Genomic DNA, 19,027 nt, shown 5'->3' on the forward strand with positions numbered 1-19,027 from the left:
GGAGTGTGACCTCGATGCTGGCCGGACGCCTCCACCTCGATGACCGCCGCTTCGCCGTCGAGGAGGTGCCGGTCCCGGAGCCCGGTCCCGACGAGGTGCTCATCGCGGTGCAGGCGGCGGGTGTCTGCCTGTCGGACGTGCACCTCATCGACGGCACGCTGCGCCCGTCGTTCAACACCGCGGGGGTGGTGACGCTGGGCCACGAGGTGGCGGGTGTCGTGCACACCGTCGGATCGGCGGTGCCCGCCGGCTGGGCACCGGGCACGCGGGTGGCGCTGCAGGCGGGCCAGACCTGCGGGCAGTGCGCCAACTGCGTGCGTCACCGCTCGCCGTGCCAGCAGATCCGCACCCGCGGCGTCGACTACGACGGCGGGTGGGCCGAGTTCGCCCTGGCCCGCCACGACACGCTCGTCGCGATCCCCGACACGCTGCCGTTCGACCAGGCGTCGATCATCCCGGACGCGGTGTCCACCCCGTACGCGGCGATCGTGGTGACCGCGGGCGTCCGGCCGGCGCAGTCGGTCGGGATCTGGGGTGTCGGCGGGCTCGGCGTCCACGGCGTCCGCGTGGCCCGCCTCGCCGGTGCGGCGCCGATCATCGCCGTCGACCCGCTGCCCGGGGCCCGGGAGCGGGCACTGGCCGCCGGCGCCGACGTGGCGCTCGACCCCACCGACCCCGGGTTCGCCACAGCCGTCGCCGCGGCCACGGGCGGGCGCGGCATCGACGCCGCCTTCGACTTCGCCGGCGTCGCGGCCGTGCGCAACCAGGCCGCCACCGTGCTCGCGCCGGGCGGCCAGCTGGTGCTCGTCGGGCTGACCGCCGAGCCGATCACCGTGGCCAACGGCACCCTGTTCAGCTTCAAGGGCAACGTCCTGCGCGGCCACTACGGCTCGGGCGCCTCCCACGTCGAGGACCTGATCCGGCTGGCCGGAAGCGGACGGCTCGACCTCGGGCCGTCGATCAGCGCACACATCCCGCTGGCCGACGCCGCCGCGGCGGTGGAACAGCTCGAGCACAAGGAGGGCGACCCGATCCGGCTGATCCTGGTGCCCTGACCCGGCACGGGGTCAGGCGCGGCGCTCCAGGATGCCGCGGACGAAGCTCGCCTGCCCGGCGTGCTGCGCATCGTCGTCGATGACGCTGACGAGCCGCACGCCCAGGGTGACGGGCGGGTCCCACCGCGTGTCGACAACGCGGTCGAGGTCGTCGTCGGTGAGGGTGCGCAGGTATTCGACGGTGCTGGCATGCACGGCGTCGTAGTAGCCGGTGAGCAGCTCCCCCGACACCGCGCCCAGCGCGGCGATCTCGGCACTGCCCTGCCCGTAGCCGGTGGCCCGCGGGCCGAACGGGAGCGCGAACCGTTCCACCCACCCCTGCGCCGTCCACACCTGCTCGTGCCCCGCGACCTCGGCGACGTGGTCGTCCTGCACGCGCGTGAGGTGCCACACCAGCCACGCGATGGAGTTGGCCTCCGGATCGAGCCGGTGGCCGAGCTGCTCCTGGCCCAGGCCGTTCACGACGGTGTGGACGTTCTCCTGCACCCTGCCGACACTGTCGACGAGAAGATCGATCGCGTTCATGGTGATGACTCTGCCGGATCAGGGCCGTGGGCGCCCCTCCGGGAACTCCCAGGACTGGGACAGCAGGCTGTCATTGCCCGTGACACGCCCAAATGCCGCGGACCATCCTCCAGCCCGCAGGTGCGGAACCGGTTCAGAAGGGTGGCGGCCCGGTGTCGGTGTCCTGCTTCGCCCGAGCCGGTGGTGGCCGCTGTGGCGGCGCTGGTGGTTGCCAGAGGATCCGTAGATCCACGTGGCGGGCGACGGCGGACTCCTCGTGTTCGGCGGGTTGGGGTTCGGGAAGGTCGTGGCGGAGGGGTTCGCCGCGGGTGGTGTAGGTCCTGCCGAGCGGGCTGGTCCAGACGAACCGTCCCGGTGTCGGCTGGGTGAGTGTCCAGCCGCGATCTTTGTCGGGGCGGTGGCGGTGGCAGGCGGGTGGATCTGCACGACCCCACCGCGCGCCCGGCCACCACCGGCCTTCGGCCGTGAACGCAAGTACCCACCGTGGAGCAGGTGCCCGTTGTCGTCGACGATCGCGATCTCCCACGACCCACCCCGATACTGCCGCGCCACCGCAGCACGAGCGACCTCGGCGGAGACCGGCCCGACACCGGCGATCTCCCCGGGCCACTCATCACGCCCCATCAAGGTCGGCAGCCCGACGTGGACCTCGACCCCTTGACGGACCAACTCGGTGTCGCCGATCAGGGCGTCGATGATCTGCGCTTCGGTGAGGCCTTGGAACCGCCCGTCGAGCATGCCCAAATAGAGATCGGCACTGATCTGGCCGAGCGTTCCCGGGCACCCCTTGCGCCGCGGCCCAGATGACACGACACACCCCGCTTCTCCACCGCACCCCGACACTTCCGCCGCTGATAGGCGGGGTCGATGGCCAGGATCGCGCGCCACAACCGGTTCGCCAGCTGCCGCGTCGTCCAGCCCGACGCACCCGGCACCAACCGCTCGCACACCACAGCGATCTGCGCCGCCGACAACTCAGCGGGATCGAGGTACTCGCAGAACATCCACGCCTTGCTCCGGTCGATCCGCCCAGCCCGAAAGGCCGCCAACACCACTGGCAGGTGATCGTGGAGGTGTTCGGCCAAGCCGAGCTCCCGATCGGCGGCGGTCGGGGTCAAGGTCAGCAGGGCGGCGATCTCCGATGACCCCCACGCATACGAGGTCCCGGCGCGCCCGACCTCGGCGTCGCCGAGCTCATCGAGCGGCGTGGAGCGGGCGAGGTGCACCATCCCGATCAACATCTCCGCGGCGTCATGCGCCCGCTGCCGAGCCCGCGCGGCGACCACGTCACCGATGTGGGCGTTGGGGATCTCGCTCCACACCATCGCGGCGAGGACCACGGCCAGCTCCGGCCCGGGCGGCAGGGCTGCCGCCCGTTCCCAGGGCCGAACCGGATCCTTCACGGCTCGAACATACGTGCGAGCACCGACACTTCCGGGCCTTCTGGCGGGGTTTGGCAAAAGATCTTGAGAGTTGCTTCGCCGGCCCCCTGGCTCGCGGGTCCATCTGTCCCGACCCGTGCGCTGAGCTACACCGACGCGCCCCGCGGCAACGCTTGACCCGCTCTGCGCGGTGCCCTACCGGGCGAGGCTGCAGAGTGTTCTCCCGCCGACGAGACAGCGCCGAAGCCGGGATACGAAACCCCAGCCCGACCTGACCGGCGGAGAAGCTGAGGCGCCCCCACCTGGCCGCATCCGGCCCGCGGCCGATTTCGCCGATCCGACACGCCATCGCGCACCATCGCCGTGCCGGAATCGCGAAATCACCGTGTCGAAATGGCGAGATCAGCCGCCCCGCGCACACACGAGCCCAACTCGCGGGTCCATCCGTCCCGACTCGCGCGCAGACCTGCACCGACCGGCCCCACAGGCAACACCTTGCCCGGCTTCCAGAGAGCCCTGCCGGGCAAGAGAACCCGAGCGCGCGCACCAGGGACCTGCGTGTCCTCCCCGAGACCTGCCCCGCCGGCGAGGCGGCACGAAGCCGGGCCGCCTCACCCGTACCGCTTCACCGTCTCCGGCTCGATCACGATCTTCACCAGCTCCCCGTCCAGCATCGACTGCAGCGTGGCCTTGCGCTCGGGATCGCTGAGATCCCAGTACCGCGCCCCCAGCCGGGCCGCCAGCTCGACCGCGCCCTCGGCGACGACCGTCGTCTTCCCGACGACGGCCACCCAGTACTCCCGTTCCCCCATGTTGTTGCCCGCCACCAGCGACGCCCGCGGCACGCGGGCCACGCTGCGCACCTTCGGTGAGCTCGCCAGGGAGAACAGCTCGATGGTGCCGGCGTCGGTGAGCTCGAACCACACCGGCCGCGGTGAGGGGAACGTCGAGGGCTGGGCGGGTGTCGTGGTCAGGTAGCCGACCCGGGTGCGGGTGAGGAACTCGCGGTCGGTCGCGGTGAACTCTGCAGCCATGCCCCGATCCTGCCCTCCGGGCCTTGCCGGATGGTGAGGTGGGCCTGCCCGATCACGGCGGCAATGGTGCTGAGCCGGGGAGTCCGCAGATGGCGCGGCGGCGGCAGACTTCTCCCATCAGCCAGCCCGTACGGAAGGAGAAGGTCATGATCACCACGCCGATCGCCATGCCCCTCACCGCCATGGATCGCTGCGACCGTTGCGGCGCCCAGGCCAAGGTCCGCGTCGTCCTCGCCGCGGGCGAGCTGCTCTTCTGCGGCCACCACACCCGCAAGCACAGCGAGAAGCTCGCCGAGCTCAGCGCCGACATGCGCTGGGAGTCACGCCCCTGACGACCGCGCGGGCCCGATCCGTCCCGTCACCTCGCCGAACGCGATCCGGGTGCCATCGGGCCCCGGCGCGGTCGCCGAGATCGTGACCTCGTCGCCGTCCTCCAGGAACGTGCGGACGCTGCCGTCGGGCAACGTGATCGGCTGGGAGCCGCCCCAGCTCAGCTCCAGCAACGACCCGAACTGATCGCGCTCCGGACCGCTGACGGTGCCGGAGGCGAAGATGTCACCCGGCCGCGTCGGCGCCCCGTTCACCGTCATGTGGGCGAGCTGCTGCGCGGCCGTCCAGTACATCGACGCGAACGGCGGGCGCGTGACGACGTGCCCGTTGAGCCGCACCTCCAACTCCAGGTCCAGCCCCCAGTCCTCGACGTCGCGCAGGTACGGCAGCGGCTCCGGGTCGCGCGCCGGCGGTGCCACCCGGGCGGCCTGCAGCGCGTCGAGCGGCACGATCCACGGCGAGATCGACGTGGCGAACGACTTGCCCAGGAACGGGCCCAGCGGCACGTACTCCCAGGCCTGCAGGTCGCGCGAGGACCAGTCGTTGAGCAGGAACACGCCGAACACGTGCTCGGCGAAGTCGGCCACGTCGATCGTCGAGCCCAGCTCCGATCCCGCGCCGACGACGAACCCGACCTCCGCCTCGATGTCCAGGCGCACCGACGGCCCGAACACGGGCGCCGGGTCCTGCGGGCCCTTGCGCTGCCCCTGCGGGCGCACGATCGGCGTGCCCGACACCACGACGGAACCGCTGCGCCCGTGGTAGCCGATGGGCAGGTGCTTCCAGTTGGGCGTGAGCGCGTTGCCGTCCGGCCGGAAGATCTTTCCGACGTTCGTGGCGTGGTGCTCGCTGGAGTAGAAGTCGACGTAGTCGCCCACCTCGAACGGCAGGTGCAGCGTGAGGTCGGCACGCGGGTACCGGACCGCGGCCGGGTCGTCGGCCCACTGCCGCACCGCGGCGCGCACCGCGGTCCACGTCGCGCGCCCGGCCGCGAGCAGCGGGTTGAGCACCGGCGCGTCCAGCAGCGGCGCGAACGGGGTGTCCTGTGCCATCGCGGAGACGTCGAGCACGTCGTCGCCGTGAGCGACCCCGATGCGGCGGCGATCACCGCCGAAGGTGTTGTCGCCAAGGGAGAAGACCCCGTAGGGCAGGTTGTCGATGCCGAAGCCGGTCACGCGCTGGGTCCCCTTCCGGCCCACGTCCAGGCGTACGCGGGATCTTCACTGGCGACTGCGCCCTCACCGAGCTCCATCGGGCGGAACGTGTCGACCATGACGGCGAGCTCGTCGAAGAACTCCGCCCCGATCGACTTCTCGACGGCGGCGGGTTGCGGGCCGTGCGAGTGCCCGCCCGGGTGCAGGCTGATCGAGCCCTGCGTGATCCCAGAACCCTTGCGGGCCTCGTAGTTGCCGCCGCAGTAGAACATGATCTCGTCGGAGTCCACATTGGAGTGGTAGTAGGGCACCGGGATCGACAGCGGGTGGTAGTCCACCTTGCGCGGCACGAAGTTGCAGATCACGAAGTTCTGCCCCTCGAACACCTGGTGCACCGGCGGTGGCTGGTGCACCCGCCCGGTGATCGGCTCGAAGTCCGCCACGTTGAACGTGTACGAGTACAGGCAGCCGTCCCAGCCGACCACGTCGAACGGGTGGGTCGGCACCACGTAGCGGGTTCCGGTGATGCCCCGGCTCCCGCGGTGCTTCACCAGCACCTCGACGTCGCCCGCCGCCACCGTCAACGGCCCGACGGGCCCGTGCAGGTCGCGCTCGCAGTAGGGCGCGTGCTCCAGCAGCTGGCCGTAGCGCGAGAGGTAGCGCTTGGGCGGTGCGATGTGGCTGTTGGCCTCGATCGCGTAGCAGCGCAACGGCTCCGAGCCCGTCGGCACCCAGCGGTGGGTGGTGGCGCGGGGCAGCAGCACGTAGTCGCCCTGGCGCGCCTCCAGCGAGCCGAACACCGTCTCGACGGTGGCGGTGCCGGACTCGACGTACACGCACTCGTCGCCGACGGCGTTGCGATAGAGCGGTGATGCCTCGCCCGCCACGACGTAGGAGATGCGGACATCGGCGTTGCCCAGCACGAGCCGCCGCCCGGTGACGACGTCGGCCGCCTTCCACTCGTTGTCGCCGAACAGGTCGTGCAGCTTGAGGTGACGCGGCAGCAGCGGCCGGTTCTCGGTGGTGGACTGGTCGGGCAGCTCCCACGGCGTCGCGTCGACGATCGCCGACGGCACACCCGCGTGGTAGAGCAGCGACGAGTCCGAGGAGAAGCCCTCCTCCCCCATCAGCTCCTCGTAGTAGAGCGCCCCGTCCGCGTTGCGGTGCTGCGTGTGGCGCTTCGGCGGGATCGCGCCGACGCTGCGGTAGTAGGCCATCACAGTCCTCCTGTCGTGCGGCGGATCACCGTCGCGAGCAGTGCGGGATCCGGGCCGTCCAGCACCGCTGCGATGTGCGCATCGGGGCGGATCACCCACACCTCACCAGGTTTCGCGCCCAGCGCGACGGTGAGCTCGCCGGACGGGTCGATGTCGGGCAGGCACAGCACCCGGACGGGGCCGGAACCTGGTGGGATCGGCAGCGCGTCCGTGGTCAGCACCAGGATGCCGTCGCGGGCGAGCTCGCGCAGACGCGTCACCCGTCCGGCGACCACCACCGGCGCGTCCGGCACCAGGACCCCGGGACCGGCGGGCGGCACCTCACCCCGCGGCGGGCGCCCGGCGAACGGCCGCGCCGCATCCGGGGTCGTGAGCGGGGAGTCGACGTACCAGTACGGCTCCGAGAGCCGTCCCGAGTCGACGAGCGCGCGAGCGCCCGCATCAACGGCCGCCCGCTCCAGCACATCGACGCGACGTTCCGCCCGCGCGGCATCGGGTGGCACCAGGAAGTCCATCGTGGCCGTGGTGACCGCGATGTTCTCCGTGGCCGCGGCGTGGCGCTCGCAGTGGTAGCTCTCCAGCAGCTGCTCGGGCGCCCAACCGCGCCGCACGTAGGCGATCTTCCAGGCCGCGTTCTCCGCGTCGGCGACACCGGAGTTGAGGCCGCGCGCGCCGAACGGCGACACGAGGTGCGCCGCGTCGCCCGCCAGCAGCACCCGTCCCACGCGCATGCGGTCCACGAGCCGCGAGTGGAACCGGTAGACCGACTTCCAGGCGATCTCGTAGGGGGTGGCGCCGATGATGGCGCGGATCCGCGCGTCCAGCGCGCCGGAGCTCGACTCCGCGTCGAGGTCGAAGCCCGCGGGCACCTGCCAGTCGATGCGGAAGAGCGAGTTGGGGCACGGGTGGATCAGCACCTGCCGGCCGGGGTTCCACTCCGGGTCGAAGTAGAAGCGCCGCTCGGTGGCCCAGCCGGGCAGGTCGGCGCGGATGTCGCAGATCAGGAAGCGGTCGTCGAACGAGTGGCCGTCGAAGCTGACGCCGAGCTGGGTACGCAGCTCGGAGGCACCGGCACCGGGGCACGCGATGACGTGGGACGCGCGCAGCAGCGTGTCGCCACACCGCACGTCGACCCCGTCGCCGTCCTGGACGATCCCGGTGACCCGTCGCCCCCACCGCACCTCGATCAGCGGCTGGGCGGCGATCGCCGCATCGAGCAGCTCCTCGGTGCGCGACTGGGAGATGTTGACGAACGGCGGGAACGCGGAGCGGCCCTGGTCGGCGAAGGTGTAGCTGAACAGCTCGGCGTCGCGGTGGAAGGTGCGCGCCGTCGTCCAGGTGAGGCCCTCCGCCGCCACCTGTGCCCCCACCCCCACAGCGGCCCAGACGTCGAGCACGTCGCGGTGCTGGCAGATGGCCTTGGACCCGACGAGGTCACGCGCCGGGCGCTGGTCCAGCACGATGCTGGCCACCCCCCAGCGCGCCAGCAACAGCGCGGCGGTCTGCCCGACCGGCCCGTTGCCGATGACGATCACGGGGTCCGTGCGCTGCCCCGATGCGTCGCTCATGAGCCCTGCAGCTGCGCCCAGACCTCCTGGTCGCGCTCGGCCGTCCAGATCACCGGACGCTCGACGCCTGCCAGCTCGTCCCACAGCCGGGAGACGTCGAAGGGCAGGCAGTGCTCGAAGATCGGCCAGCGGCCGTACTGCTCGTGCAGCGCGGCGTGGCTGGCCTCGAAGGCGTCCTTCAGCGTGCCGCCGCGCGACTGGGCGGCGCCGACCTCGCGGATCATGGTGTCGAGGAAGTGGCGGGTCTGGGCGATCGCGGCATCCACGGCGGCCCGACCCTTGCTGACACCGCCACGGCCACCGATCAGCGTCTCGGCGCCGATGGCCTGGACGCGGTCCAGCGTGGTGGAGGACCAGTCGCGGTGGAACGCGTCGCCGGTGTACAGCGCGGCCTCGGCCTCCACCAGGTCACCGGCGAAGAGGATCTTGTGCCGCGGCAGCCAGCCGACGATGTCGCCCTCGGTGTGGCCGCGCCCGCAGTACTGCAGGACCAGGTCGCCGCGGTCGCCGCCGAGGTCGATGGTGAGCCGGTCGGAGAAGGTGAGCGTCGGCCACGTCAGCCCGGGAACGGAGTCGGCGCCGTCGGCCAGGCGCGGCATCCGAGCGAACTCCGATGCCCAGTCCTGCTTGCCCCGCTCGGCCACCAGCGCGCGGGTGTTCTCGTGCGCGACGATCACCTCGGCGTCGAACGCGGAGGCGCCCAGCACGCGGACGGCGTGGTAGTGGCTCAGCACGAGGTAACGCACCGGCTTGTCGGTGTGCTCGCGCAGCATGGCCAGCCACTTCCGCGCCGCCACCGGCGTGGCCAGCGCCTCGAAGCAGACGAGGAAGTCCTCGCCCTCGATGGCGCCGATGTTGGGGTCACCCTCCGCCGTCAGCGCGTAGACGCCATCGGCCAGCACCTCGAGGGTCTGCTCCTTCTCGGCGAGGTCCCCTGACGACGCGAACGGCTTCGCTGGCATTCCCGACCCCTTCGTTTGATCAAAGCTTTGACTACCTGACGCAGCGTACGGGAGACGGTGGCATGGGGAAACCCCCGAAGCGCCCTGCACCGGATTGCAGGAAAGCCACTTTCCTGCAACCTCGTTGCGGCACAGTGGCTGTCAGGAGAATCCCCATCCGAACGCGGCCTACCAGCGGGACCTACCGGGAAGCGCATCCGACGCCCCCGCGCCGGGCCTGTTGCGAGAGCCTGCCGCGCCGGGTGAGTGATCAACGCCCACCGGTTCCGGTTGGATCATGAGCCAGTGCGCGCTCGACCACCGACACGAAGATCAACGCCCACAGGCTCATGGTCAACACCGAACCAGTAGGCGTTGATCACCCCAGTTGTGCCCTCCTGTTGATCTGCCGGCCCGGCGAGGGCGCCCTGAAGCCGGGACGCACTGCCCAACCGCACCCGAGAGCGCCGATTCTCATCCTTCATGGCGGCCTCCGGCCGGAGCCCCGCGTAATACCCTCCGAGCGTGCCCACCTTCACCTCCCCCGACGGGTTGACGCTCGCCTTCCACACCTGGGGCTCCCCCGGAGAGCTGCCGCCGGTCGTCCTGCACCACGGCTTCATCTCCAGCGGCCGGGGCAACTGGGAGCACCCCGGCATCGTCGCCGTGCTCGTCAACGCCGGCCGCCACGTCGTCGCGATCGACGCGCGCGGGCACGGCGCGTCGGACAAGCCGCACGACCCGTCGTGTTACGGCGAGCAACGGATGGCCGACGACGTCTCCGCGCTCGCCGACCACCTCGACTTCGGACCGTTCGACCTGGCCGGGTATTCGATGGGCGGGATCGTCGCGGTCCTCACCGCCGCGCGCGAACGGCGGGTGCGCCGGCTCGTCGTCGGCGGGATCGGCGAGGGCGTCCTGCTCCACGGCGGCGTCGACCGGCGCAGCATGACCCCGCTGGCGCTGGCCGAGGCGCTGCGGGCCGACGACCCGGCGACGATCACCGATCCGACGGCGCGGACGTTCCGCCGGTTCGCCGACCGGACGGGCGGCGACCGCCTCGCGCTCGCCGCACAGGCCGAGGCCGCCCACCAGGATCTCGTCGACCTTCTCGCGATCACCGCACCGACGCTCGTGATCGGCGGGGACCGCGACCCGTTCGCCCGCGACATCGAGAAGCTGGCCGCCGCGATCCCCGACGGGCGGGCCCAGGTGGTGCCCGGTGACCACGTGACCGCGCTCGAGTCACCGGAGTTCGCGGCGGGCCTGCGCGACTTCCTGGCGGGCTGACCGGTGGCCGAGACCTGGACAAGCGCCGAGTGCGCCGCCGCCTGGGGCGTCAAGACGCCGACGTGGCTCGGGTACGTCTCGCGGGGGCAGGCGCCCGAGCCGTTGCCCGGCACGAGCTCCCCCAAGCTGTGGGACGCCGAGGCGGTGCGCCGCTTCCCGCGCCCCGGTGCCGGCCGCTCCCGCGCCGGTGCCGGACCGGAGGCGGCCGCGCTGATCGCCCAGATGGAGGAGGTGGCCGCGGGCATCGCGGAGCTGCAGGCCCGGCAGCGGGAGCTGCTGGCCGCGGGCAAGGAGCAGGGCCTCGAGACCAGCGCCATGGCACGGGCGCTGGGCATCTCCCGGCAGACCGCCTATGGCTGGCTCAGCTCCTGACCCTGCTGGCGAACGGAGGTGCCATGCGCGTCGACCTGATCATCCGCAACGCCGCGATCCGGACCATGGACGACGAGCGCCCGGTCGCGCACACCCTCGCCGTGCACCACGGCCGGATCGTCGCGCTCGACGAGGACCTGGACGCGCGCTCCGTGATCGACGCGCAGGGTGCGGCGCTGGTGCCCGGCTTCGGCGACGCGCACAACCACATGGCGTGGTTCGGGCAGTCGCTCGCCGAGGTCGACCTGCGCGGACTGACCACGCTCGCGCGGCTCTACGACCGCGTCGCCGAGCGCGCCACCACGCTCGCACCGGACGCCTTCGTGATCGGCTCCGGCTACGACGACACGGCGATCGGTGGCCACCCGCACCGCCTCGGGTTGGACCGCGCTGCGGGCGGGCGCCCGGTGCTGCTCAAGCACCGCTCCGGACACGTCACCACCGTGAACAGCCCGGTACTGGACCGGATCGGCGTGCTCGACGGGTCAGCCGCCGTGCCGACCGGTGGCGTCGTCGTCCGGGACGAGCACGGCGACCCCACCGGAACGTTGGAGGAGCAGGCGCAGAACCTGGCGAGCGGGTTGCTGGTGCCGTTCGCCACCGCCGAGGTGGCCGCGGCGATCGGGGCCGCGTCGGCGGTCTACGCCGCCGAGGGTCTCACCCACGTCACCGAATGCGGCATCGGCGGCGGCTGGGTGGGACGGACCCCGCGCGAGCTGGGTGCCTACCAGCTGGCCCGCGACCGCGGTGACCTGTCGGTGCGGGTGCAGCTCATGCCGGTGGCCGACACCCTGCATGCGCTCGGCGGGCACGCCGACGATCCCGGCGCGACGGGCCTGGACCTGGGCCTGCGCACCGGTTTCGGCGACGACATGATCCGCATCGGCGCCGTCAAGATCTTCCTGGACGGCTCGCTCGTCGCGCGCACCGCGGCCATGCTCGAACCGTTCTGCGACCGCCACTCCCACGGCTACTTCCAGAACGACCCCGACGCGATGCGCGCGCTGGTCATCGAGGCGCACGCGGCCGGCTGGCAGGTGGCCGCGCACGCGATCGGGGACCGGGCCGTCGACCTGGCGCTCGACGCCTTCGCCGCGGCGCAGGCCGCGCACCTGCGGACCGACGGGCGACACCGCATCGAGCACGCCGCCGTCACCTCTCCCGGGCAGATCGCCCGGATGGCGGCGCTCGGGGTGACGCCGGTGCCCCAGGCGCGGTTCCTCCACGAGATCGGCGACACGATGGCGGCCGCGGTGGGGCCCGCCCGTGCCGGCTCGCTCTACCGGCACGCGAGCTTCCTGCGCGCGGGGCTGCGCGTGCCGGGCAGCTCGGACCGGCCGGTCGCCGCCGGGGCGCCACTGCTGGGCATGCAGTCGATGGTGCAGCGGCAGACGGCGACGGGTGCGGTGATCGGACCCGACGAACGCGTCGACGCCCTCACCGCGCTGCGCGCCTACACCGTCGACGCTGCGTGGATCGCGGGCGACGAGGCGCGGCGCGGCTCGCTCACACCGGGCAAGCTCGCGGACTTCGTGCTGCTCTCCGACGATGTCGCGGCGGTGGCACCGGATCGGATCGGGGCGATCGAGGTGGTGGGCACCTTCGTCGGGGGGCGCTGCATCCATGGTGCGGAGGGGCTGGGGGCGGAGGGATGAGCAGGCGCGGTGACCGACCGGTTGCACTGGGAGCATTCGGGCCGCTCGCCGGCGGGGCAGGTCTCCAGGAGGGTTGGGGCCCCCGGTGTGCGCGCAGCGCGCGCCCGGGCTCTCCGCCCGGTAGGGCACGGGGCCGCAGACGCACGGCTTGCCGCGAGTTGCGCTCAAACGCACCGCGAGTTGCGACGGAATGACCCGCGAGTTGGGGTCGCGTTGCACGGCCAGATGGGCATGATCAGCGAATGCGGTACCTGAGCTGCATCGGTGCACCTCAGGTACCGCACCCGGCGATCATGGCCGGCACTCCAACCGATGCGACAGATGTACGGCGGCGTCTCCCGGCCGGGCCGGCAGGGCTTCGTCGAGAACGAAGTTAATGTGATCAACAGGGCCATTTGATCACCACAAGTACGTTCTCGATGGCAATTTCCGGGCTAGCGATCGAACGCGCATTCGGATAGAATCAAGCCTATGAGAACAGCCTGACAAGCCTCCGATGAGGAGATCCTGCACGGGCTCGCCACAATAGAGACGCAGAAGAATCTACTGCGCCTCTCGGAGTTCGAATTGGTACGCGAAGCCGAGCTGCGGGGACTCGCCGGCGCGCACGGCTACAACACCACCAACGAACTCCTGCAATGCACCCAGAACATCACCAGAGCCGAGGCCCGGCGCCGGATCACCGCCGCCAAGGACGTGCTGCCCGGACGCTCCCCCAGCGGTGACGCGTTGCCTGCGGCGTTGCCGGAGACTGCGAAGGCCCTCGCCGAGGGCGCGATCTCCGCTGACCACATCGCGGTGATCCAACGGACGCTGGGCGGGTTGAAGCCGGACCTCGAACCACACCGGGTCGAGCTGGAGTCCTACCTCGCCGCGCACGCCCGCGTGTTCAACCCCTACGAGCTGGGTGTCCTCGCGCGCCGGCGGTTGGCGTTCCTCGACCCCGACGGCGCCGCACCCCGCGACACCCCACCCGCGCAGGACCACCTCTCCTTCACCGCGAACGGCGAAGGCTTCGACCTGCGCGGCTGGCTCAGCAACGAATCCGCCGCCGACCTCAACACTGCCCTCTCACCCCTGGCCGCACCCCGCCCGGCCGAGGACGGCACCCCGGATCCGCGGACCAAGACCGAACGCGACGCCGACGCACTGGTCGACCTCGCCCGCCGATCCCTGACCTGCGGACAGCTGCCTGTCGATGGTGGGGAACGCCCGCACGTCAACGTCACCATCACCCTGGAAGACCTCGAAAGCCGACTCGGTGCCGGCCTGCGCGACTTCGGCGACGGATCCATGACCGGCCCGATCTCCGCCGAGGACGCCCGCCGCCTGGCCTGCGACGGCGAGATCATCCCCATCGTCCTCGGCGGCAACAGCGAACCACTCGACATCGGTCGCTCCCAACGCGTGGTACCCCGCTGGATGCGCCGCGCATTAGCCCAACGCGACAGCGGCTGCGCCTTCCCCGGCTGCACAGCCGCAGCCCCATGGTGCTCCTCACACCACATCGTGCATTGGGCCCGCGGCGGCATCACCGCACTCAGCAACCTGGTGTTGTTGTGCACGCATCATCACATGGTGATGCACAAAGAAGAATGGGAAGTCACCATCACTGATGGTTTCCCACTCTTCCACCCACCACCCTGGATACCGGGCGGCCCCCGCCGCAATCAGATGCATCGCATCGATCTACCCATGAGCGCCTGAATGAACGCGCCCGCATGCCGTGGCGCACGCAGCGCGCATTCCCGAGGCCGTCGTGCCCTCCCGTCGACCTGGCGCAGCCCGATCATGCGCCCACCCGTGGGGCAGCCAACCTCCCCCACCGCCGGCCGGCGAGGCGCCCTTCAGCCCTTGCCGTTGCGCCATGATCCCGTCATGGACTTCACGACCCTCACCTACGAGTCCCGTGACGGCAAGGCGTACCTGACGCTCAACCGGCCCGAGCGGCTCAACGCGATCAATGACGTGATGCCCGCGGAGATCCGGGCTGCCGTCGAGCGGGCCAACGACGACGACGCGGTGCGCGTGATCGTGCTGCAGGGCGCCGGGCGGGCCTTCTGCGCGGGGTACGACCTCAAGCAGTTCGCCGAGGAGAGCAACGCATGGAGCCAGCCGCCGGTCTGGGATCCGGTGAAGGACTACCGGGCGATGAAGCGCAACACCGACGACTTCTTCACGCTCTGGCGCTCGCTGAAGCCGACGATCGCGAAGGTCCACGGGCACGCCGTGGCGGGTGGCAGCGACATCGCGCTGTCCTGCGACGTGCTGATCATGGCCGACGACGCCCGCATCGGGTACCCGCCCGCGCGGGTCTGGGGCTGCCCGACCACGGCGATGTGGGTCTACCGGCTGGGTGCGCAGCGGGCCAAGCGGATGCTGCTGACCGGCGACACCATCGACGGCACCACGGCAGCCGCGTGGGGGTTGGCGCTCGACGCCGTGCCCGCTGCAGAGCTCGACGCGGCCGTCGAGGCACTCGCCGACCGCATGGCTGGGGTGCCGACCAACCAGCTCGTCATGCAGAAGCTCATGATCAACCAAGCCTACGACAACATGGGGCTGGCCGGCACCCAGGTGCTCGCCACGCTGTTCGACGGCATCACGCGGCACTCACCGGAGGGTCGCTGGTTCAAGGACTTCGCCGAGCGTGACGGCTTCCACGACGCTGTCGCCTACCGGGACTCCGGCCGTACGATCCCCGACGGCGGCGGGCCGCTGCCCGAGCGGAGGTCGCAGCCATGATCATCGAGACGTCCTACCACCCCGCCGACACGTCCGAGCCGGTGCTGGATCTGACCGCGGGTGACCTGCTCCGGGGCGCTGCCGCCGATGCGCCCGACACCGTGGCGATCCGTGAGCTGGTGCCGGCCGGGATGGGGTCGCTGACCGGCGCCGAGCGCACCGACCGCTCGTGGACCTACGCCGAGCTGCTCGCCGACGCCGAGGCCTGCGCGCGCTGGCTGCTGGTGCGGTTGCGGCCCGGCGAGCGGATCGTCGTCTGGGCGCCCAACGTGCCCGAGTGGGTCGTGCTGCAGTACGGGGCGGCGCTGGCCGGGCTCGTGATCGTCACCGCGAACCCCGCGCTGCGGGCAGGCGAGCTGCGCTACGTGCTGGAGCAGTCGCGCGCCTCCGGGCTGTTCGCGGCGAGCGCGTTCCGCGGCACCGACATGGACGCGATCGCCACCGAGGCGCTCGACGGGTTGACGGCCGTGCGCGAGCACGTCCGGTTCGCCGAGTGGCCGGCACTCGCCGCCGAGGCGCGCGGGCTGACCGGCGATCTCCCGGCCGTCGCCGCCGGCGATCCGGCGCAGATCCAGTACACCTCGGGCACCACCGGGTTCCCCAAGGGCGCGCTGCTGGCGCACCGCGGGCTCGTCACCAACGCGTACTACATCGGGATCCGGGCCGAGATGGAGCGCGGCTCCACGTGGATCAGCCCGATGCCGCTGTTCCACACCGCGGGCTGCGCGATGGGCGTGCTCGGCAGCGCCCACCTGCGGGCGACGCTGCTGCTGCCGCTGCTGTTCGACCCGGCGCTCGTGCTCGACGCGATCGGCACGTTCCGGCCGGCGGCGGTACTCGGCGTGCCGACCATGCTCATCGCCATGCTGGCCCACCCGGCGTTCGCGACCACCGATGTCTCCAGCGTCCGGATGGCCATGTCCGGCGGCTCTGCCGTGCCACCCGAGCTGGTGCGGCGGGTCGAGTCGGCGTTCGGGTGCGGCTTCAGCACCGTCTACGGCCAGACGGAGCTGAGCCCGATCATCACGCAGACCAGCCCGTCGGACCTGCCCGACGACCGCGCCGACACCACCGGCCGCCCGCTCTGGAACGCCGAGGTGAAGATCGCCGACCCCGTCGACGGCTCGCCGGTGCCGATCGGGGAACAGGGCGAGATCCGTGTGCGCGGCTACCTGTCGATGATCGAGTACTTCGACCTGCCCGAGCAGACCGCCGACGCTCTCGACGCCGACGGCTGGGTGCACACCGGCGACCTCGGCACGCTCGACGAGCGCGGCTACCTGCGCATCACCGGCCGGCTCAAGGACATGATCATCCGCGGTGGGGAGAACATGTTCCCCGCCGAGATCGAGCAGGTGCTGTTCACCGATTCCGACGTTGCCGAGATCGCCGTGGTCGGGGTGCCGGACCCGACCTGGGGCGAGGTCGTGGCCGCGGTGATCCGGCCCCGCGACCCCGACGCGCCGCCCACGGTCGAGAAGCTGCGCGCGCTGTGCCGCAGCGAGCTCGCCCCCGCCAAGACCCCGTCGTTGTGGTTCGTGGCCACCGAGCTCCCGTTCACGGGGTCGGGCAAGATCCAGAAGTTCCGGGTGCAGGAGCTGCTGGCGGCGGGCACCTACAAGCCGCTGGACTGAGTTCGCTACCCGGCCCCCACCTCCGCGGCCACCTGCTCGATCGCCGCCAACTGCGCCGGGGGCAGCGGCACGCCCCCGGCCAGCCGCTCCGCCCGCGTGCGCGCCTCCGGCTCACCCGGCAACAGCACGTCGACGCCGTCGACGGCCGGTCGTGAGGACGCCACCCAGTCCGCGTACTCCCGACCGGTCCGCTCGAACTCCTCCTGGGTGCCGAAGTGCCGCGGCGAGAGGTAGATCGAGAGCATCCCGTTGGTGATCCGCCCGCGGGCCCCGCTCTCGGGCCCGCCGGACGTGCCGCCGCCGGTGAACGCGCCGGCCAGCAGCTCGCACATCAGCGCCAGGCCCGAGCCCTTGTGCCCGCCGAACGCGCGCAGCGCACCCAGGCCGTTGCCGGCCAGCCGCACGTCGCCGGGGGCGTAGTCGCCGTAGAGCGTGCGCGGATCGTCGGACGCGCTGCCGTCCGGCGCCACGAGCGCGTCCGACGGCAGCGCCTTGCCGCCGTAGGACGCCATCTGGACCTTGCCCTCCGCCACCAGCGACGTCGCGAAGTCCAGCACCAGCGGCCGCTCCGGCAGCGGCACCCCGATCGCGATCGGTGCCGTCGAGAACCGTCGCTCCACACCGCCGAACGGCGCCACCAGCACCGAACCCGCGACGTTGACGAAGTGGATCGAGATCAGGCCGGCGGCCAGCGCCGTCTCCGCGTAGGCGCCCACCCTGCCGATGTGGCCGGCATTGCGCAGCGCGACGATGCAGATGCCGTCGCGCGACGCCCGCTCGACGCCGAACGCCACGGCCTGGGGCGCCACGGTCTGCCCGAAGCCGAACCCCCCGTCGATCACGGCGAACGCACCACCGTCGGTGACGACCTCGGCGGTGACGCCGGGCAGCACGTGCCCAGCGCGCAGCAGCGACACGTACAGCGGGACGCGGACGACGCCGTGGCTGTCGTGGCCCGCGAGGTTGGCGCCGACGAGCTCGCGCGCGATCCGGCCGGCCTCGTCGGCGGCGCACCCGGCCGCGACGAAGATCGCCTGCACGCGCGCTTCGAGCTCATGCGCGGGAACGTGGACGGGCGGCTCCACTACTGGTCGACCGACGCGATCCCGGCGGGCGCCGACGCCAGCGCCCGCTCGATCGCGGCGGCCAGTGCCCGCGCCGTCTCCTCCGTCAGCTCCAGCGCCACCCGCGCCGACGGGCCCAGCGTCGGGTTGAGGACGTCGATGTTGACGGTGTGCCCGTACTGCGCGTGCACGGGATGGTCGACGTAGACGATGGCCTCGGTACCGGCGAACCAGCCGGTGGCGCCCTTGCCGCTGCCGTCGACGGTGATCTTCTCGGTCAGGTAGGTGCACATGGGACGCCTCAGCTCGCCAGGTGGGTGCCGTAGAAGGAGAGGATCTGCTGCCAGCCGTCGACGGCGGCCTCCGGCCGGTAGGACGGGCGGTCCACGGAGAAGAACGAGTGGCCCGCGCCGTCGTAGGTGTGGAACTCGTGCGGTTTGCCCAGGCGTTCCAGCTCCGCGGCGAGCTTCGCGGTCTCGTCCGGGGCCGGGAACTTGTCGTCGGCACCGAAGAGCCCCAGCAGCGGGCAGGACAGCTCCGGGGCGAGGTGCAACAGCGGCTGCATCGCCTTGGGAATGTTGGGCGGCGGGTCGTTGACGACGAACGCGCCGTAGCAGTCGACCGCGGCCTGCAGCTCGAGCGAGCAGGCGGCGAGGAACGAGTGCCGCCCGCCCGAGCAGTAGCCGATGGTGCCGACCTTGCCGTTCGAGCCGTCCAGCCCGCGCAGGTGCGCGGCCGCACCGCCGACGTCGCCCACGAGCCGCTCATCGGGCACACCGCCCAGCGCCCGGACGGCGGCCGCGGCATCGTCGGGCGCCGCGCCCGGCGCCTCCCGGTGGTAGAGGTTCGGGCACAACGCCGCGTACCCCTCGACGGCGAAGCGCCGCACGATCTCCTTCGTCGAGGCGTCGTAACCCGGCATGTGGTGGATCACCACGACGCTGCCGCGCGGCCCGCCGTCGAGCGGGGTGGCCAGGTACGCCTCGATCTCGTCTCCGCCATGTCCGGTGATCGTCACGGATCCGGCTTGCATAGCATCGCTCACGAACCCAGAAACTACT

18 protein-coding genes are annotated in these 19,027 nt (G+C 71.7%); 8 read left to right on the plus strand and 10 right to left on the minus strand.

The window, feature by feature from the left end:
• Positions 1–14: 14 nt before the first annotated feature.
• The gene (locus ACFPFQ_RS11650; RefSeq protein WP_379617842.1) at positions 15–1,055 is read left to right on the plus strand and encodes a zinc-binding dehydrogenase; all 1,041 of its coding nucleotides are present in this window, start codon (positions 15–17) and stop codon (positions 1,053–1,055) included.
• Positions 1,056–1,067: 12 nt separating this feature from the next.
• Here ACFPFQ_RS11650 and ACFPFQ_RS11655 read toward each other — a convergent pair whose 3' ends face one another.
• The 3 genes from ACFPFQ_RS11655 to ACFPFQ_RS11665 all read right to left on the minus strand — a co-directional run bounded on the left by ACFPFQ_RS11655 (position 1,068) and on the right by ACFPFQ_RS11665 (position 3,996).
• Complete coding sequence (locus tag ACFPFQ_RS11655) at positions 1,068–1,580, minus strand: mycothiol transferase (protein ID WP_379617753.1); 513 nt, start codon at positions 1,578–1,580, stop codon at positions 1,068–1,070.
• 683 nt (positions 1,581–2,263) lie between these two features.
• Entirely contained in the window at positions 2,264–2,983 is a 720-nt protein-coding gene (locus tag ACFPFQ_RS11660; RefSeq protein ID WP_379617757.1) for a DUF222 domain-containing protein, read from the minus strand.
• 590 nt (positions 2,984–3,573) lie between these two features.
• Positions 3,574–3,996 carry a pyridoxamine 5'-phosphate oxidase family protein gene (locus ACFPFQ_RS11665; protein WP_379617759.1) on the minus strand — a complete coding sequence of 141 codons (423 nt, stop codon included), beginning with the start codon at positions 3,994–3,996 and terminating at the stop codon, positions 3,574–3,576.
• A 146-nt stretch (positions 3,997–4,142) separates the two neighbouring features.
• Here ACFPFQ_RS11665 and ACFPFQ_RS11670 point away from each other — a divergent pair, with 146 nt between their 5' ends.
• Positions 4,143–4,328: a DUF7455 domain-containing protein gene (locus ACFPFQ_RS11670; RefSeq protein ID WP_379617761.1), complete on the plus strand. Its 186-nt coding sequence runs from the start codon at positions 4,143–4,145 to the stop codon at positions 4,326–4,328.
• Here the strand turns inward: ACFPFQ_RS11670 and fahA are convergent.
• From fahA to ACFPFQ_RS11690, 4 genes are read right to left on the minus strand one after another with little or no spacing between them, the layout of a single operon-like run.
• Positions 4,317–5,501: a fumarylacetoacetase gene (gene fahA, locus ACFPFQ_RS11675; protein ID WP_379617763.1), complete on the minus strand. Its 1,185-nt coding sequence runs from the start codon at positions 5,499–5,501 to the stop codon at positions 4,317–4,319. The genes ACFPFQ_RS11670 and fahA overlap by 12 nt on opposite strands.
• Positions 5,498–6,697 carry a homogentisate 1,2-dioxygenase gene (locus ACFPFQ_RS11680; RefSeq protein WP_379617765.1) on the minus strand — a complete coding sequence of 400 codons (1,200 nt, stop codon included), beginning with the start codon at positions 6,695–6,697 and terminating at the stop codon, positions 5,498–5,500. Before ACFPFQ_RS11680 ends, fahA begins: the two co-directional genes overlap by 4 nt.
• Positions 6,697–8,265, minus strand: coding sequence for an FAD-dependent monooxygenase (locus ACFPFQ_RS11685; protein WP_379617767.1), 1,569 nt, complete (start codon positions 8,263–8,265; stop codon positions 6,697–6,699). The genes ACFPFQ_RS11680 and ACFPFQ_RS11685 overlap by 1 nt, the downstream gene beginning before the upstream one ends.
• Positions 8,262–9,227 (minus strand): MBL fold metallo-hydrolase, encoded by a 966-nt coding sequence (locus ACFPFQ_RS11690; protein ID WP_379617769.1) that lies wholly within the window; start codon positions 9,225–9,227, stop codon positions 8,262–8,264. Before ACFPFQ_RS11690 ends, ACFPFQ_RS11685 begins: the two co-directional genes overlap by 4 nt.
• 504 nt (positions 9,228–9,731) lie before the next feature.
• On the opposite strand from ACFPFQ_RS11690, the gene ACFPFQ_RS11695 reads away from it, so the two are divergent.
• The 6 genes from ACFPFQ_RS11695 to ACFPFQ_RS11720 all read left to right on the plus strand — a co-directional run bounded on the left by ACFPFQ_RS11695 (position 9,732) and on the right by ACFPFQ_RS11720 (position 16,902).
• On the plus strand, positions 9,732–10,496 hold the full coding sequence (locus ACFPFQ_RS11695; protein ID WP_379617771.1) for an alpha/beta fold hydrolase: 765 nt from the start codon (positions 9,732–9,734) through the stop codon (positions 10,494–10,496).
• Between the two features lie 3 nt (positions 10,497–10,499).
• A complete protein-coding gene (locus ACFPFQ_RS11700; protein WP_379617773.1) occupies positions 10,500–10,868 on the plus strand; it encodes a hypothetical protein in 369 nt (122 codons plus the stop codon).
• A gap of 23 nt (positions 10,869–10,891) precedes the next feature.
• Entirely contained in the window at positions 10,892–12,523 is a 1,632-nt protein-coding gene (locus ACFPFQ_RS11705) for an amidohydrolase (protein ID WP_379617775.1), read from the plus strand.
• A gap of 525 nt (positions 12,524–13,048) precedes the next feature.
• Complete coding sequence (locus ACFPFQ_RS11710) at positions 13,049–14,230, plus strand: HNH endonuclease signature motif containing protein (RefSeq protein ID WP_379617844.1); 1,182 nt, start codon at positions 13,049–13,051, stop codon at positions 14,228–14,230.
• Between the two features lie 171 nt (positions 14,231–14,401).
• Complete coding sequence (locus ACFPFQ_RS11715) at positions 14,402–15,268, plus strand: crotonase/enoyl-CoA hydratase family protein (protein WP_379617777.1); 867 nt, start codon at positions 14,402–14,404, stop codon at positions 15,266–15,268.
• Complete coding sequence (locus ACFPFQ_RS11720; RefSeq protein ID WP_379617779.1) at positions 15,265–16,902, plus strand: AMP-binding protein; 1,638 nt, start codon at positions 15,265–15,267, stop codon at positions 16,900–16,902. The genes ACFPFQ_RS11715 and ACFPFQ_RS11720 overlap by 4 nt, the downstream gene beginning before the upstream one ends.
• Positions 16,903–16,907: 5 nt before the next feature.
• On the opposite strand, the gene ACFPFQ_RS11725 is transcribed toward ACFPFQ_RS11720, so the two are convergent.
• From ACFPFQ_RS11725 to ACFPFQ_RS11735, 3 genes are read right to left on the minus strand one after another with little or no spacing between them, the layout of a single operon-like run.
• Complete coding sequence (locus ACFPFQ_RS11725; protein WP_379617781.1) at positions 16,908–17,987, minus strand: malate/lactate/ureidoglycolate dehydrogenase; 1,080 nt, start codon at positions 17,985–17,987, stop codon at positions 16,908–16,910.
• Positions 17,987–18,259 (minus strand): DUF6295 family protein, encoded by a 273-nt coding sequence (locus ACFPFQ_RS11730; protein WP_379617783.1) that lies wholly within the window; start codon positions 18,257–18,259, stop codon positions 17,987–17,989. Before ACFPFQ_RS11730 ends, ACFPFQ_RS11725 begins: the two co-directional genes overlap by 1 nt.
• An 8-nt stretch (positions 18,260–18,267) precedes the next feature.
• A complete protein-coding gene (locus ACFPFQ_RS11735) occupies positions 18,268–18,999 on the minus strand; it encodes a dienelactone hydrolase family protein (RefSeq protein WP_379617785.1) in 732 nt (243 codons plus the stop codon).
• Positions 19,000–19,027 lie beyond the last annotated feature (28 nt).

The sequence above is a fragment of the Pseudonocardia sp. GCM10023141 genome, from assembly GCF_042653605.1.

Excerpts from the sequence above, each read along its gene's own strand:
- ACFPFQ_RS11650 (WP_379617842.1), top strand. The coding sequence starts at position 15 with ATGCTGGCCGGACGCCTCCACCTCGATGACCGCCGCTTCGCCGTCGAG.
- ACFPFQ_RS11655 (WP_379617753.1), bottom strand. The coding sequence starts at position 1,580 with ATGAACGCGATCGATCTTCTCGTCGACAGTGTCGGCAGGGTGCAGGAG.
- ACFPFQ_RS11665 (WP_379617759.1), bottom strand. The coding sequence starts at position 3,996 with ATGGCTGCAGAGTTCACCGCGACCGACCGCGAGTTCCTCACCCGCACC.
- ACFPFQ_RS11670 (WP_379617761.1), top strand. The coding sequence starts at position 4,143 with ATGATCACCACGCCGATCGCCATGCCCCTCACCGCCATGGATCGCTGC.
- ACFPFQ_RS11680 (WP_379617765.1), bottom strand. The coding sequence starts at position 6,697 with ATGGCCTACTACCGCAGCGTCGGCGCGATCCCGCCGAAGCGCCACACG.
- ACFPFQ_RS11685 (WP_379617767.1), bottom strand. The coding sequence starts at position 8,265 with ATGAGCGACGCATCGGGGCAGCGCACGGACCCCGTGATCGTCATCGGC.
- ACFPFQ_RS11690 (WP_379617769.1), bottom strand. The coding sequence starts at position 9,227 with ATGCCAGCGAAGCCGTTCGCGTCGTCAGGGGACCTCGCCGAGAAGGAG.
- ACFPFQ_RS11705 (WP_379617775.1), top strand. The coding sequence starts at position 10,892 with ATGCGCGTCGACCTGATCATCCGCAACGCCGCGATCCGGACCATGGAC.
- ACFPFQ_RS11715 (WP_379617777.1), top strand. The coding sequence starts at position 14,402 with ATGGACTTCACGACCCTCACCTACGAGTCCCGTGACGGCAAGGCGTAC.
- ACFPFQ_RS11720 (WP_379617779.1), top strand. The coding sequence starts at position 15,265 with ATGATCATCGAGACGTCCTACCACCCCGCCGACACGTCCGAGCCGGTG.
- ACFPFQ_RS11730 (WP_379617783.1), bottom strand. The coding sequence starts at position 18,259 with ATGTGCACCTACCTGACCGAGAAGATCACCGTCGACGGCAGCGGCAAG.
- ACFPFQ_RS11735 (WP_379617785.1), bottom strand. The coding sequence starts at position 18,999 with ATGCAAGCCGGATCCGTGACGATCACCGGACATGGCGGAGACGAGATC.